A 13,276-nucleotide genomic window follows, 5' to 3' on the forward strand; every position below is an offset into this window, starting at 1 on the left:
CCTGGTTGCCGGCCAGCGGCCGGCACTACCCTGTCCTGCACGGACCGCCTGGTTGCCGGCCAGCGGCCGGCACTACCCTGTCCTGCATGCACCGCCTGGTTGCCGGCCAGCGGCCGGCACTACCCTGTCCTGCATGCACCGCCTGGTTGCCGGCCAGCGGCCGGCACTACCCTGTCCTGCATGCACCGTCTGGTTGCCGGCCAGCGGCCGGCACTACCGTGCGTCAGCGCAGCAGCGCCACCGCCGCGCAGACGACCACGATCACCAGCGACGGCCACTGCATCGGCACGAAGAAGAAATGATGGGGGGCACGCTCACCCGGCGCACGTGGGCCGCGATTGAGCACCAGACCCAGCAGCACATTGATCGCCGCACCAATCCCGAATCCGACCAGCAGCTGCGTCAGTGAGGTATTGCCCTTGGCAACGGCAGGGTCGGGCCACAGCCACATCAGCAGCAGCAACGTGGCGATGGGGGTGAGCAGGGTCAGGAAACCTGCGCCTCGGTAAATCAGCATGGGATGTCCGGCAAAAAAACGAGTGCACATTCTGCCTCAATCGGCGTGCCGACCAACGGTCGGCACCTACCCCTGACGTCCACGCCTCACCATGTCGTGATCGACACATCGTTATCCATCTGTAGACGGCGCCACGGTCTTCGGTGACCCGTAGGGATACAAAAGACCCTCACGCGATCCACGCCGGATGACCGGCCCGTCGCGCTCAACGGGGGAGAAACACCATGAAGCACCGTGTTTTCGCTACCACGTCACTGTCGCTGCTGCTGGAAGCCGGACTGCTCCTGTCAGGCGACGCGCACGCCGGTGGACTTGTCGTCTGCGACAATTGCGTCAATCCACGCCAGATTGCCGCAAGCTCAGGCACCGGAACCACGCTCGTGGTCGATCTGGCCCAAGTAAAGCTCCATGGCTTCGAGGTCGAGTACGACCGTGAGCTAAAGCGCTACAGGGCCATCACTACGGCAGTTCCGTCGCCGGTATCCAGCGCCTTCCAGCGCATCATGGGGCTTGCCAATCAGGATGCATCTGCCAGTTCGTTGGGCGCGCCGCAGGCAGCAGGCAACGGGGCGGTGATCCCGGTCCACCCTGACGACCCGGGCGCGGCCAATGGCATTGTCTTTCCGGAGGAGTTCAAGGACTACAGCGCCTACGATGTCGTCCAGTCCGCCACGGGCCGCGCAAGGCTTGAGAGCCGCATCGGCGCCGCGTTCTCTGGCGCCACGACAGGCAGCACCGCATGGAATTCGATCTCCACCACGTTGTCATCGGTTGGCTTGAGCTTCGTCAGCCGCCTCTTTGGCGTCGATTCTGTGACCTACAAGATCACATGGCGCGACGGATCGCAGACCCACCTCGTGATTGAGCCGAACTCAGTGGATCAAGCACGTTACGTGAAAGGAAAGAGCCGGGACGCCCAGGGCAATCCGATTCCTGACGCATCCGCTACCGGGCCGGAGGCCGGCGATATTTTTGCCGGGGACCATTACTTCCCCGATCCCCTCACGATGCGTGAGTGGATGCAGGCCGCCAAACTGTACGGCATGCAGTTGGACGATTCCGGGATCGAGACGTTGCGGCTGCGCTGCACGTGGAACGGCGAAACGATCGCCTGCTCAAGCTGGTAGCGTGCGCCCACGGTAATCGGGCGGCGCCATTGCGGCGCCGCCCATGGCCTGCTCAGCGCAGCCCGGTCTCGTTGCGCGCAATCACCAGCCGCTGGATCTCCGAGGTGCCCTCATAGATCTCGGTGATCTTGGCATCACGGAAGTAACGCTCCAGCGGCATTTCCTTGGAGTACCCCATGCCGCCGTGGATCTGCACGGCCTGGTGGGTGATCCACATCGCCGCTTCGGAGGCGGTCAGCTTGGCGATGGCCGCTTCGTTGCTGAAACGCTTGCCCTGGCCCTTCACCCATGCCGCGCGCAGGGTCAGCAACAAGGCCGCGTCCAGCTTGCACTTCATGTCGGCGATCTTGGCCTGGGTCATCTGGAACGTGCCGATGGCCGCCCCGAAGGCCTTGCGGTCCTTCACGTACTCGATCGTGGCTTCATAGGCGGCGCGGGCGATGCCGATGGCCTGCGAGGCGATGCCGATGCGACCGGCGTCGAGGACGCCCATGGCGATCTTGAAGCCCTCGCCCTCCTTGCCCAGCACGTCGTCGGCGCTGGCCACGTAATCCTGGAACTCGATTTCGCAGGTGGCCGAGGCCCGGATGCCCAGCTTCGGCTCGGTCTTGCCGCGGTGGAAGCCGGCCTTGTCGGTGTCGATCATGAACGCGCTGATGCCGCTCGCGCCCTGGTCCGGGTCGGTCATGGCAAACAGCACGATGTACTTGGCGACCGGGCCGGAGGTGATCCAGCTCTTCTTGCCGTTGATCACGAAGCTGCCGTCGGCCTGCTTGACCGCGCGGCAACGCATCGCCGTGGCGTCCGAACCGGACTGCGGCTCGGTCAGCGCGAACGCACCGATGGCCTCGCCCTCGGCGATGGCGCGCACGTAGGTCTGCTTCTGCGCTTCGCTGCCGTGGGTGAGGATGCCGTTGCAGAACAGCGAGTTGTTGACCGACATGATGGTCGAATGCGCCGCGTCGCCGGCGGCGACCTCCACCATCGCCAGCACGTAGGCGATCGGGTCCATGCCCGCGCCGCCGTATTCGGCCGGCACTTCAATGCCCATCAGCCCGTTCTCTCCCAGCAGGCGGATGTTCTCCAGCGGAAACTCGCCGGTCCGGTCATGGTGCTCGGCGCTGGGCGCGATCTTTTCCTGGGCGATGCGGCGCGCAACGTCCTGCAGCATCAACTGCTCTTCGGTAAAACTGAAATCCACAACACCCTCCCGGGAACATGGTGATTTTGGCCGCGCAGCGCGCGTCCAGGTGCGGCGATTGTACCGGGGGCCGGTCAATGCCAGCTGACTTGACCCGGCACCGGCCCGGGGCGAAAATATCTCTATATCGCGATAGGTAGATATTCAATGGATCTCGAGGACTGGTCGGTCCGGCTGAAAGTGTTCGCCGACGCCACCCGCGTACGCCTGCTCACGCTGCTGGAGCAGGAAGAATTGACCGTGGCCGAGCTGTCGGCCATCACCACGCTGGCGCAGCCACGCGTGTCCACCCACCTGGCCCGGCTCAAGGAAGCCGGCCTGGTGCGCGACCGGCGTGCCGGCGTGTCGGCGTATTACCGCTTCGACGACGCCGCGCTGGACCCGGCGCAGCGTGCATTGTGGCATGCACTGAGCACCGGCAGCGACGATCCGCTGCTGCGCCAGGATGCTGAACGCGTCGCCGCCGTACTGGCCAGCCGCGCCGCCGACCAGAACTGGGCCGACAGCGTGGCCGGCGACATGGAGCGCCACTACTCCCCCGGCCGCACCTGGGAAGCGCTGGCACGCACCGCGCTGCCGCTGCTGGAAACCGGGGATGTGCTGGATATCGCCTCCGGCGACGGCGTGCTGGCCGAACTGGTGGCCCCGCACGCCAAGCGCTATGTCTGCATCGATACCAGCGCGCGCGTGGTCGCCGCCGCGAGCGAGCGCCTGCGCCGGCTGGCCAACGTGGAAGTGCGCGAAGGCGACATGCATGCGCTGCCGTTCAAGGACCGCAGCTTCGACCTGGTGGTGCTGATGCACGCCCTGACCTACGCCGCCAAGCCGGCCCAGGCCGTGGCCGAAGGCGCGCGTGTGCTGCGCTCGGGCGGTCGCCTGCTGCTGTGCAGCCTGGCCCGCCACGAACACAAGGCGGCAGTGGATGCCTACGGTCACGTCAACCTGGGCTTCTCGGACAAGGAACTGCGCAAGTTCGCCGAGAAAGCCGGGTTGGTCGTGTCCAGCCTGGAAACGGTGACCCGCGAAAAACGCCCGCCGCATTTCGAAGTCATTTCGCTGATCGCCAGCAAGCCCTGAGGTCCACCCATGTCGTCGCTGCCCTGGCTCCATCCCGACCGCGTGCACGCCCTGCAGGACGCGCTCGCCCGGCGCATCCTGATCATCGATGGCGCGATGGGCACGATGATCCAGCGCCATGGGCTGCAGGAAGCGGACTATCGCGGTGAACGCTTCGCCGAAGGCTACGACAGCGCGCACGCGCATGGCCCCGGCTGCGACCACGGCACGCCGGAAGGCCACGACCTGAAAGGCAACAACGACCTGCTGCTGCTGAGCAAGCCGGAGGTGATCGCGCAGATCCACACCGCCTACCTGGAGGCCGGCGCGGACCTGGTGGAGACCAACACCTTCAACGCCACCTCGGTCAGCCAGGCCGATTACCACCTGGAACACCTGGTCTATGAACTCAACAAGGCCGGCGCCGCCGTCGCGCGCGCCTGCTGCGATGCCGTGGCGGCCACCACGCCGGGCAAGCCGCGCTTCGTGATCGGTGTGCTCGGGCCCACCAGCCGCACCGCGTCGATCAGCCCGGACGTCAACGACCCGGGGTTCCGCAACACCAGCTTCGACGCACTGCGCCAGACCTACCGCGAAGCGATCGATGGCCTGATCGACGGCGGCGCGGATACCCTGATGGTGGAAACCATCTTCGACACCCTCAACGCCAAGGCCGCGCTGTTCGCCATCGAAGAAGCCTTCGACGACCGTGGCGCACGCCTGCCGATCATGATCTCCGGCACCATCACCGACGCCTCCGGGCGCACCCTGTCGGGCCAGACCGCCGAGGCGTTCTATGCCTCGGTCGCACACAGCCGGCCGCTGTCGGTGGGCCTGAACTGCGCGCTGGGCGCCAACGACATGCGCCCGCACGTGGAAACCCTGTCGATCGTGGCCGACTGCCTGGTCAGCGCGCATCCCAACGCCGGCCTGCCCAACGCGTTTGGCGAGTACGACGAAACCCCCGAGGAAATGGCCGGCACCCTGCGCGAGTTCGCCAGCGCTGGCCTGCTCAACCTCGTTGGCGGCTGTTGCGGCACCACCCCGGCGCACATCCGCGCGATCGCCGAGGCCGTGGCCGACCTGCCGCCACGTGCCCTGCCCGGCCCGGCGCTGGAGGATGCCGCGTGAGCGTACCCGCCGATAACAGTCCGTCGGTGACGCCGCCCCGCTACACCCGCCTGTCCGGCCTTGAGCCGCTGGTGATCACCCCGGACCTGCTGTTCGTCAACATCGGCGAGCGCACCAACGTCACCGGCAGCGCGCAGTTCCGCAAGCTGGTCAAGGAAGAGCGCTACGAAGAGGCGGTGGACGTGGCCCGCCAGCAGGTCGCCAATGGGGCGCAGATCCTCGACGTGAACATGGACGAGGGCCTGATCGACTCGGAAAAGGCGATGACGCGCTACCTCAACCTGATCATGTCCGAGCCGGACATCGCGCGCATCCCGGTGATGGTCGACTCCTCCAAGTGGAGCGTGATCGAGGCCGGACTGAAGTGCCTGCAGGGCAAGAGCGTGGTCAATTCAATCTCGCTCAAGGAAGGCGAGGCGCAGTTCATCGAGCACGCCCGCAAGGTGCTGCGCTATGGCGCGGCCGCGGTGGTGATGGCCTTCGACGAGGATGGCCAGGCCGACACCTGCGCGCGCAAGGTGGAGATCTGCACCCGCGCCTACCGCATCCTGGTCGACCAGGTCGGCTTCCCGCCGCAGGACATCATCTTCGACCCGAACATCTTCGCCGTCGCCACCGGCATCGAGGAACACGACAACTACGCGGTGGACTTCATCGAAGCCACGCGCATCATCAAGCGCACGCTGCCGCACTGCCATATCTCCGGCGGCGTCTCCAACGTGTCGTTCTCGTTCCGTGGCAACGAAAGCGTGCGCCAGGCGATCCATTCGGTCTTCCTTTACCACGCCATCGCCGCCGGCATGGACATGGGCATCGTCAACGCCGGCGCGATGCCGATCTACGACGAGCTCGATCCGGAACTGCGTGAACGCGTGGAAGACGTGATCCTCAACCGCCGCCGCGACGGCACCGAGCGCCTGCTGGAAATCGCCGAGCGTTACAAAGGCAAGAAGGGCGAGGTCAAGGGCGAAGACCTGGCCTGGCGCGAGAAGCCGATCGACGCGCGCCTGGCGCATGCGCTGGTGCACGGCCTGGACGCCTGGGTGGAGACCGATACCGAGGAGGCCCGCGCCCGCTCGACCCGCCCCCTGGACGTCATCGAAGGGCCGCTGATGGACGGCATGAACATCGTCGGCGACCTGTTCGGGGCCGGCAAGATGTTCCTGCCGCAGGTGGTCAAGTCCGCACGCGTGATGAAGAAGGCGGTGGCCTATCTGCTGCCGTACATCGAAGCGGAGAAGGCCCGCAGCGGCGACACCGCCAAGAGCAACGGCAAGATCATCATGGCCACGGTCAAGGGTGATGTGCACGACATCGGCAAGAACATCGTCGGCGTGGTTCTGGCCTGCAACAACTTCGAGGTCATCGACCTGGGCGTAATGGTGCCGGCGCAGAAGATCCTCGACGCCGCGCGCGCCGAGAACGCCGACATCATCGGCCTGTCCGGCCTGATCACCCCGTCGCTGGAGGAGATGAGCCACGTCGCCCGCGAGATGGAGCGCCAGGGTTTTACCTTGCCGCTGATGATCGGCGGTGCGACCACCTCGCGCGCGCACACCGCGCTGAAGATCGACCCGCACTACAAGGCGCCCACGGTATGGGTGAAGGACGCCTCCCGTGCGGTGGGCGTGGCCCAGTCGCTGATTTCCAGCGAGCTGCGCGAGGCATTCGTGGCCGCCAACGAGGCCGACTACGCCGACATCCGCCAGCGCCATCGCAACCGTGGCGACGCCAAGCGACTGGTGACCCTGACCAAGGCACGCGCGCAGCGTTTCGACGGCGACTGGGCCCATTACACCCCGCCCGCCCCGCGCAAGCCCGGCCTGCATGTGCTGCACGACTATCCGCTGGACGACCTTGTCGAGGTGATCGACTGGACCCCGTTCTTCCAGGCCTGGGAACTGGCGGGCAAGTATCCGGCGATCCTCACCGATGAGATCGTCGGTGCCCAGGCCAGCGACCTGTACAAGGACGCCCGCGCGATGCTGGCGCGGATCGTCGAGGAGAAGTGGTTGACCGCCAAGGCCGTGTTCGGGCTGTGGCCGGCCAACAGCGTCGGCGATGACGTGCACCTGCGCACCGATGCCGGCCCGAGCGTGCTGCACTTCCTGCGCCAGCAGGTCGACAAGCCGGTCGAGCGGCCGGACTTCTGTCTGGCCGATTTCATCGCCCCGGCCGACAGCGGCAAACAGGACTGGATCGGCGCCTTCGCGGTCACCGCCGGCATCGGCATCGATCCGCACGTGGCGCGCTTCGAAGCCGATAACGACGATTACAACGCCATCCTGCTCAAGGCCCTGGCCGATCGCCTTGCCGAGGCGCTGGCCGAACGCCTGCACCAGCACGTGCGGACCGATTACTGGGGCTACCAGCCCGACGAACAGCTGGACAACGCGTCGCTGATCGCCGAGAAGTACACCGGCATCCGCCCTGCCCCGGGCTATCCGGCCTGTCCGGAACACAGCGAAAAAGCCACGCTGTTCCGCCTGCTCGACGCCGAGCGCAACGCCGACATGCAGCTGACCGAGAGCTTTGCCATGCTGCCGACCGCAGCGGTATCGGGCTATTACTTCAGCCATCCGCAGAGCCAGTATTTCGTGGTCGGCCGGGTTACCCGCGAGCAGGTCAGCGACTACGCCAAGCGCAAGGGCGTGGACCGCGTGCAGGCCGAGCGCTGGCTGGCCTCGAACCTGGATTACGATCCGGAATGAGTCCGTCACTCGACCCACGGTCGGGTGCTGCCGTCATAATGCAGCGGTAGGCGCCCACCGTTGGTGGGTGCGCGCCGCCACCGAGACCCCGCATGACCGCCCCCACCCGCGACGCCGTTCCGGCCGTCCGCCTGTCGTCCTTCTACCTGTTCTACTACGCCGCACTCGGCGCGTTCACGCCCTACTGGAGCCTGTTCCTCACCTCGCGCGGCATGAGCGTCACCGCGATCAGCGTGATGATGGGGCTGTGGTACGCCACGCGCATCGTCGCGCCCACCACCTGGACCTCCATCGCCGCCGCCTCGCCGCGTCCGATCTTCTGGCTGCGCCTGGGTTGCGTGCTCACCCTGCTGACCTTCTGCGCGTTCCTGCTGCCCCTGCCGCAGCCGTGGCTGTACCCGGCGATGATCGCATTCTGCTTCTTCTACAACGCGGTGATGCCGCAGTTCGAATCGATCACCCTCACCCACCTGGGCAGCGACAGCCACCGCTATGGCCTGATCCGGGTCTGGGGCTCGCTGGGCTTCATCGCCGTGGTGATGCTGTTTGGCTGGATCATCGAAGGCAAGGACGGGGCCGGCAACGCGCACCTGCTGCCGTGGCTGATGCTGCCGTTGTTCGGCCTGCTCACCGCCTCCGGGTTTGCCAACCACTACGCGCGCAACCTGCAGCGCAACGACGGCGATGCCAGCGGCTTCTGGCAGATCGTGCGCAAGCCGCAGGTGCTGGCGTTCTTCCTCGCCGCGTTCATGGAACAGCTCTCCTTCGGCCCGTATTACACCTTCTTCTCGGTGTACATGGACCATCACGGCTATGCCACCTCCACGCTGGGCGTGTTGTGGACGGTCGGGGTCGTGTTCGAGGTCGGCGTGTTCTTCACCATCGGCCGCTTCTTCCGCCGCTATGACGCCAGCTGGATGCTGCTGATCGCCCTGCTCAGTTCCACCGTGCGCTGGGCCGTCACCGCCCTGTTCCCGGAAAACCTGCCGGTGATGCTGGTGGCACAGACCGCGCATGCGCTCGGCTTTGCCGCCTTCTTTGCCGCCGCGATGCAGATGCTGGCGACCTATTTCCCGGGACGTCTCAACGGGCACGGCCAAGGCCTGCTGTATGGTTTTTCGTCCGGTGTGGGCGGCGTACTCGGCGCGCTGATCGCCGGGCAGTTGTGGAACATCGACCAGGGCCGCACCGCATTCCTGGCCGGCAGCGGCTTTGCGTTCGCCGGTGCGCTCCTGTGCTTCTTCGCGATCAGCCTGCCATTGCTGCGCGCCCGGTAATGCCGGCCGCGGGCCGGCAATCCAATCCGCCCCGGTAGTGCCGGCCGCTGGCCGGCAACGCGACCCTCCCAACCGGTAATGCCGGCCGCTGGCCGGCAACACGCCCCCCCCAACCGGTAGTGCCGGCCGCTGGCCGGCAACGCGACCCTCCCAACCGGTAGTGCCGGCCGCTGGCCGGCAATGCGGCCCCCTCGATGGGGTAGGCTCAAACCTCCCCTGACTGGAGCCGCCGATGCGACCGACCCGCCTGTGGGCATTGCTGCTTGCCGCCATTGCCCTGCCTGCCGCCGCCGAGCCGATCCTGCTCGAAAACGCCCGCGTCTTCGACGGCCAGCGCGATCTTGGGATCACCCCGGTGCTGATCGATGGCCCCCGCATCGTGCATGTCGGCACGCCGCTGCCAGCCGCCGCCACCGGTGCGCGCCGTATCGACTACACGGGCAAGACCCTGCTGCCGGGTCTGGTCAGCGACCACGCGCACGTCGGCAACACCCAGGGACTGGAGCACGGCGACCGTTTCTACACCCGCGACAACGTGGTGCGCGACCTGCGCCAGTTCCAGCGCTACGGCATCACCACGGTGACCGCGCTGGGCATGAACGGGGCGGACTTCTTCGCCATCCGCAAGGCGGTCAACGCCGACCCCGGGCTGGGCGCACAGCTGTATGGCGCTGGCGGTGGCATCGGTGCACCGGACGGCGCGCCCCCGGCCGACAGCATGGGCCTGAGCCATGATCCCGTGGCGCGTCCGCGCAACGCCGAAGAGGCGCGTGCGGCCGTAGCCACCCAGCAGGCCGATGGCGTGGACCTGATCAAACTGTGGGTGGATGACATGGGCGGCAAACGGCCGATGATGACGCCGGAGGTGTATCGCGCCGCCATTGCCGAGGCGCACGCGCGCGGTCTCAAGGTCGCCGCGCACATCCATGATCTGGCACAGGCGCGCGATCTGGTCGATGCCAAGGTCGACATCCTCGCCCATGGCATCCGCGACCGCGCGGTGGATCCGATGCTGGCGCGGAAAATGCGCGATCAGGGCACCTGGTATATCGCCACCATAGCCATCGACGAGGCCAACTACTGGTATGCCGAAAACCCGCAGCAACTGCAGCAGCCATTCCTGCGCACGTCGTTGCCGGCCGATGTTCTGGCGCGCTGGTCGCAGCCGGACTGGCAACGCGCGCAGTTGGCCGGCAGTGGCATACCGGCCGCACTCCAGGCCGTGGCGACCAACCTGGACAACCTGCGGCGGCTGCATGCGGTCGGGGTCAAGCTCGGGTTCGGTACCGATGCCGGGGCCATGCCACAGCGGGTGATCGGGTTTGCCGAACATCGCGAACTGCAGCTGCTGGTCCAGGCCGGGCTGACCCCGACCCAGGCGCTACAGACTGCCACCGCCCAGGCTGCCGACCTGCTCGGCCTGAGCGACCGTGGTCGCATCGCGGCCGGCAAACGTGCCGACCTGCTCGTGCTGGACGCCGATCCGCTGGCCGATATCACCCACAGCCAGCGCATCGGCGCGGTCTGGCAGGCCGGTCAGCAGGTGGCCGGACCGATCACGGAATGATGGATGCCTTCCCGGTGCCATGCCGCAGGGAACATCATCCCCACCTACCTCACTCCGTTATCGCGGGTGGGTTGCCAGCGTGGCCTGCAGCGAGGGCAGCAGCAACCGGTTGCCGTAGCCACTGAGATGATCGCCATCGAAGAACAGGGGATGCCCGTCGCGCTGTGCGCGGCAGGCATCGGTGTCGCAGAGGATCGGCAACGGATCCCAGATCACTGCGCCGGGTAGGCCCGCGGCCACCTGCTGCAGCGCGACCAGCGCCGGCGCGCGATAGTCGTCCATCCACGCCCGCTGCACCTGCAGGCCATTGCGGCACACCGCATTGGCCGCGTTGAACCGGTCCGAGCAGCGGTACGGCGGCGCCGGCAACACCGGCTTGGGCGCCTCCAGCACCACGCGCACGCCGGTCTCGGCGAGCGGTCGCCAGGCGGCAATCGCACGCTCGGCCTCGGCGGCATGGCCGGCACGGGCCTGCGCACTGTGTTCGCTGTCGCGCTGCTCGCGCGCGTCGAACAGGATGAACTGGTCGGACAGACGCGGCACCCGCAGCGACACCAGCAACACCACGTCACCGGGCTGCGCGCGCCGCGCGATGTCGGCGCGCACCGCCGCGTCGTAGCCCACGCACTCCTGCGCGACCCAACGCCATTCCTGCAGGCCCAGCTGCGGGCAGCCGCCACGACCGTACTGCCACACCGTGGCGCCGGTCTCCAGGGCCAGCCTGCGCAGCAGCTCGTTGTAGGCCATCGCATGCGAATCGCCGGCAACGAACACGTTGCGCGGCATGCCTGGGGGCAGCGGACGAGCGCATTCGCCACGCGAGAACGTGCGCGCACGACCGGCCTCGAAACGCTCTTTGCCGACCCGCAGCTCGCAACTCGGGTAGTCGGCCGCCACCGCGTCGCCGTCCGGATACCAGTCCAACGGGTGACGACTGACCGTGCTCAATGAAAGATGCGCCGCCTGCCGGTACATCAACGCCTGCAGGCCCGCAGCAAGCAGCAGCGCCACCACGCCCACGGCCACCCATCGGCCGGTGGACAGCCGCTTGGCCAACGGCCCGCGGAACGGCCGCTCCACCCAGCGCAGGGAGGCCCAGGACAGCAACGCCACCAGCGGCATGGCGAACACGCGCTGGCCGGTGGTGTCCAGGCCAACCGTCCAGCGCATCAGCACGAACACCGGCCAGTGCCACAGATACAGCGAGTACGAGAGCAGTCCGATCCGCCGCAGCGGCGCGCTGGACAGCACGCGACCCGCCAGCGCGCGCGGATGCACGTGCAGCGCCAGCAGCAGGCCCACGCTCGCCAGCACCGCCCACAGTCCGTCCGGCCAGGGCGAGTGTCCGGCGCGCGCGGACCACAGGGTCCAGCCCAGCATCGCCAGCGCGATGACGGCCAACAGCGAGCACGCCACGCGCAGGGGCCGCGATGGGACCGCTGCATCCGCCCCGGTGGCGCGAAGATGCAGCAGCTGGAACAGCAGCACGCCCGCACCCAGCTGCCAGAAGCGCGTGGTCGTGGCGTAGAAAGCGCGCACCGCCTGTTCCGGATGGCTGCCTGCGTAAACCGCATGACCGATGGAGGCCGCACTGGCCAGCGCGAACAGGCCCACGCTGGTCCAGCGGCTGCGCCCACCGCGACTCCAGGCCAGGAACAGCAGCGGAAACAGCAGGTAGAACTGCTCTTCCACGCCCAACGACCAGGTGTGGGTAAACGGATTGAACTCGGCACGTGGTGCAAAGTAATCGCTGCCGACCCCCACCAGCACCCAGTTGCTCAGGCCGAAGAAGGCCATCAGGCCGGTCATGTCGCTGGCTTCACTGAGCCAGGACTGGGGAATGAGCAGCACGCTGGCCAGACTGGTCAGCAGCAGGCAGGTCACCAGCGCCGGAGCGATGCGACGCAGCCGCCGGGCGTAGAAACGCAGCAGCGAATCCCGCAATGGCAGCGGCGGCAGCCGGTGTACCGACGCGCTGACCACGAACCCGGAGATGACGAAGAACACATCCACGCCGGTGAACCCACCGGGCAACCAGGACGGATCCAGGTGGAACAGGATCACCGCCAGCACTGCGATCGCACGCAGGCCATCGATATGCGGCACATAGCCGCGAACTGGATCAGCCGTCATGCGCGTCCCTGCAGGGCATCGGTCGCGGTGGTGATCACCGCGACCGGAGTGGAATCACCAGACCAGGTCGTCGGGCACCTGGTAGGCCGGATCGGCGTACGGATCTTCTTCCGCGGTGGCATTGGGGTCCACGCGCAGGGCCACCGACGGGGCGAACACCGCTTCGGCCTCGTCGAGCACGGCCGCGGTCACCAGCAGGTAGCGTCCGTTCTGCTGCAGCACGCCCAGCTCGCCGGCGTTGAGCGCCTTGAGCTGCTCGGCGGTGACGTAGATACGCTTGATCTTGCCGCCGTAATTGAAGTGACGCGCGATCTCGGCGGCGGCGTCGTTCAACGCCTTGCCTTCCAGCAGCACGTCGAGTTTCGCCTTGGCTTCGCGACGCAGGCGTGCCTCTTCCTGCTTCACGCGCTCGGCTTCAATACGGTCGTCCTTTTCCTTCTGCGCGCGGATCGCGTAGGCCTTGGCCAGGTCGATGTCCTCGCGCGAGCGCGGCTTGCCCTGGCCGGGGTTCTGGCCTTGGCCGGGACGGGCGCCGCCGCCGGGACGGCCCTTGCCG

10 protein-coding genes are annotated in these 13,276 nt (G+C 67.2%); 6 read left to right on the forward strand and 4 right to left on the reverse strand.

Features of this window, described 5'->3' with window-relative positions:
* Positions 1-223 precede the first annotated feature (223 nt).
* Positions 224-517: a hypothetical protein gene (locus tag AC1DR7_RS18710; RefSeq protein WP_457319979.1), complete on the reverse strand. Its 294-nt coding sequence runs from the start codon at positions 515-517 to the stop codon at positions 224-226.
* Between the two features lie 224 nt (positions 518-741).
* On the opposite strand from AC1DR7_RS18710, the gene AC1DR7_RS18715 reads away from it, so the two are divergent.
* Complete coding sequence (locus AC1DR7_RS18715) at positions 742-1,644, forward strand: hypothetical protein (protein WP_457319977.1); 903 nt, start codon at positions 742-744, stop codon at positions 1,642-1,644.
* A gap of 52 nt (positions 1,645-1,696) precedes the next feature.
* Here AC1DR7_RS18715 and AC1DR7_RS18720 read toward each other — a convergent pair whose 3' ends face one another.
* Positions 1,697-2,845, reverse strand: coding sequence for an acyl-CoA dehydrogenase family protein (locus AC1DR7_RS18720; protein ID WP_457319975.1), 1,149 nt, complete (start codon positions 2,843-2,845; stop codon positions 1,697-1,699).
* 147 nt (positions 2,846-2,992) lie between these two features.
* Here AC1DR7_RS18720 and AC1DR7_RS18725 point away from each other — a divergent pair, with 147 nt between their 5' ends.
* The 5 genes from AC1DR7_RS18725 (at position 2,993) to AC1DR7_RS18745 (ending at position 10,587) form a co-directional block, all read left to right on the forward strand.
* On the forward strand, positions 2,993-3,922 hold the full coding sequence (locus AC1DR7_RS18725) for an ArsR/SmtB family transcription factor (RefSeq protein WP_256774561.1): 930 nt from the start codon (positions 2,993-2,995) through the stop codon (positions 3,920-3,922).
* A gap of 9 nt (positions 3,923-3,931) precedes the next feature.
* A complete protein-coding gene (locus AC1DR7_RS18730) occupies positions 3,932-5,032 on the forward strand; it encodes a homocysteine S-methyltransferase family protein (protein ID WP_256774562.1) in 1,101 nt (366 codons plus the stop codon).
* Positions 5,033-5,058: 26 nt separating this feature from the next.
* The gene (gene metH / locus AC1DR7_RS18735; RefSeq protein WP_478051654.1) at positions 5,059-7,743 is read left to right on the forward strand and encodes a methionine synthase; all 2,685 of its coding nucleotides are present in this window, start codon (positions 5,059-5,061) and stop codon (positions 7,741-7,743) included.
* A gap of 92 nt (positions 7,744-7,835) precedes the next feature.
* The gene (locus tag AC1DR7_RS18740) at positions 7,836-9,020 is read left to right on the forward strand and encodes an MFS transporter (protein ID WP_256774563.1); all 1,185 of its coding nucleotides are present in this window, start codon (positions 7,836-7,838) and stop codon (positions 9,018-9,020) included.
* A gap of 232 nt (positions 9,021-9,252) precedes the next feature.
* Positions 9,253-10,587, forward strand: coding sequence for an amidohydrolase family protein (locus AC1DR7_RS18745; protein ID WP_457319381.1), 1,335 nt, complete (start codon positions 9,253-9,255; stop codon positions 10,585-10,587).
* Between the two features lie 57 nt (positions 10,588-10,644).
* Here the strand turns inward: AC1DR7_RS18745 and AC1DR7_RS18750 are convergent, their stop codons facing one another.
* The gene (locus tag AC1DR7_RS18750) at positions 10,645-12,720 is read right to left on the reverse strand and encodes an acyltransferase family protein (protein WP_478051653.1); all 2,076 of its coding nucleotides are present in this window, start codon (positions 12,718-12,720) and stop codon (positions 10,645-10,647) included.
* A gap of 54 nt (positions 12,721-12,774) precedes the next feature.
* Positions 12,775-13,276 (reverse strand): DUF2058 domain-containing protein (locus AC1DR7_RS18755; RefSeq protein ID WP_478076614.1); only part of this gene is annotated, 502 nt, incomplete at its 5' end.

This window comes from Stenotrophomonas sp. P5_A9, assembly GCF_056400525.1.

Coding starts and splice junctions, on each gene's coding strand:
- AC1DR7_RS18750 (WP_478051653.1), bottom strand. CDS start 12,720: ATGACGGCTGATCCAGTTCGCGGCTATGTGCCGCATATCGATGGCCTG.
- AC1DR7_RS18730 (WP_256774562.1), top strand. CDS start 3,932: ATGTCGTCGCTGCCCTGGCTCCATCCCGACCGCGTGCACGCCCTGCAG.
- AC1DR7_RS18725 (WP_256774561.1), top strand. CDS start 2,993: ATGGATCTCGAGGACTGGTCGGTCCGGCTGAAAGTGTTCGCCGACGCC.
- AC1DR7_RS18710 (WP_457319979.1), bottom strand. CDS start 517: ATGCTGATTTACCGAGGCGCAGGTTTCCTGACCCTGCTCACCCCCATC.
- AC1DR7_RS18715 (WP_457319977.1), top strand. CDS start 742: ATGAAGCACCGTGTTTTCGCTACCACGTCACTGTCGCTGCTGCTGGAA.
- AC1DR7_RS18745 (WP_457319381.1), top strand. CDS start 9,253: ATGCGACCGACCCGCCTGTGGGCATTGCTGCTTGCCGCCATTGCCCTG.
- AC1DR7_RS18740 (WP_256774563.1), top strand. CDS start 7,836: ATGACCGCCCCCACCCGCGACGCCGTTCCGGCCGTCCGCCTGTCGTCC.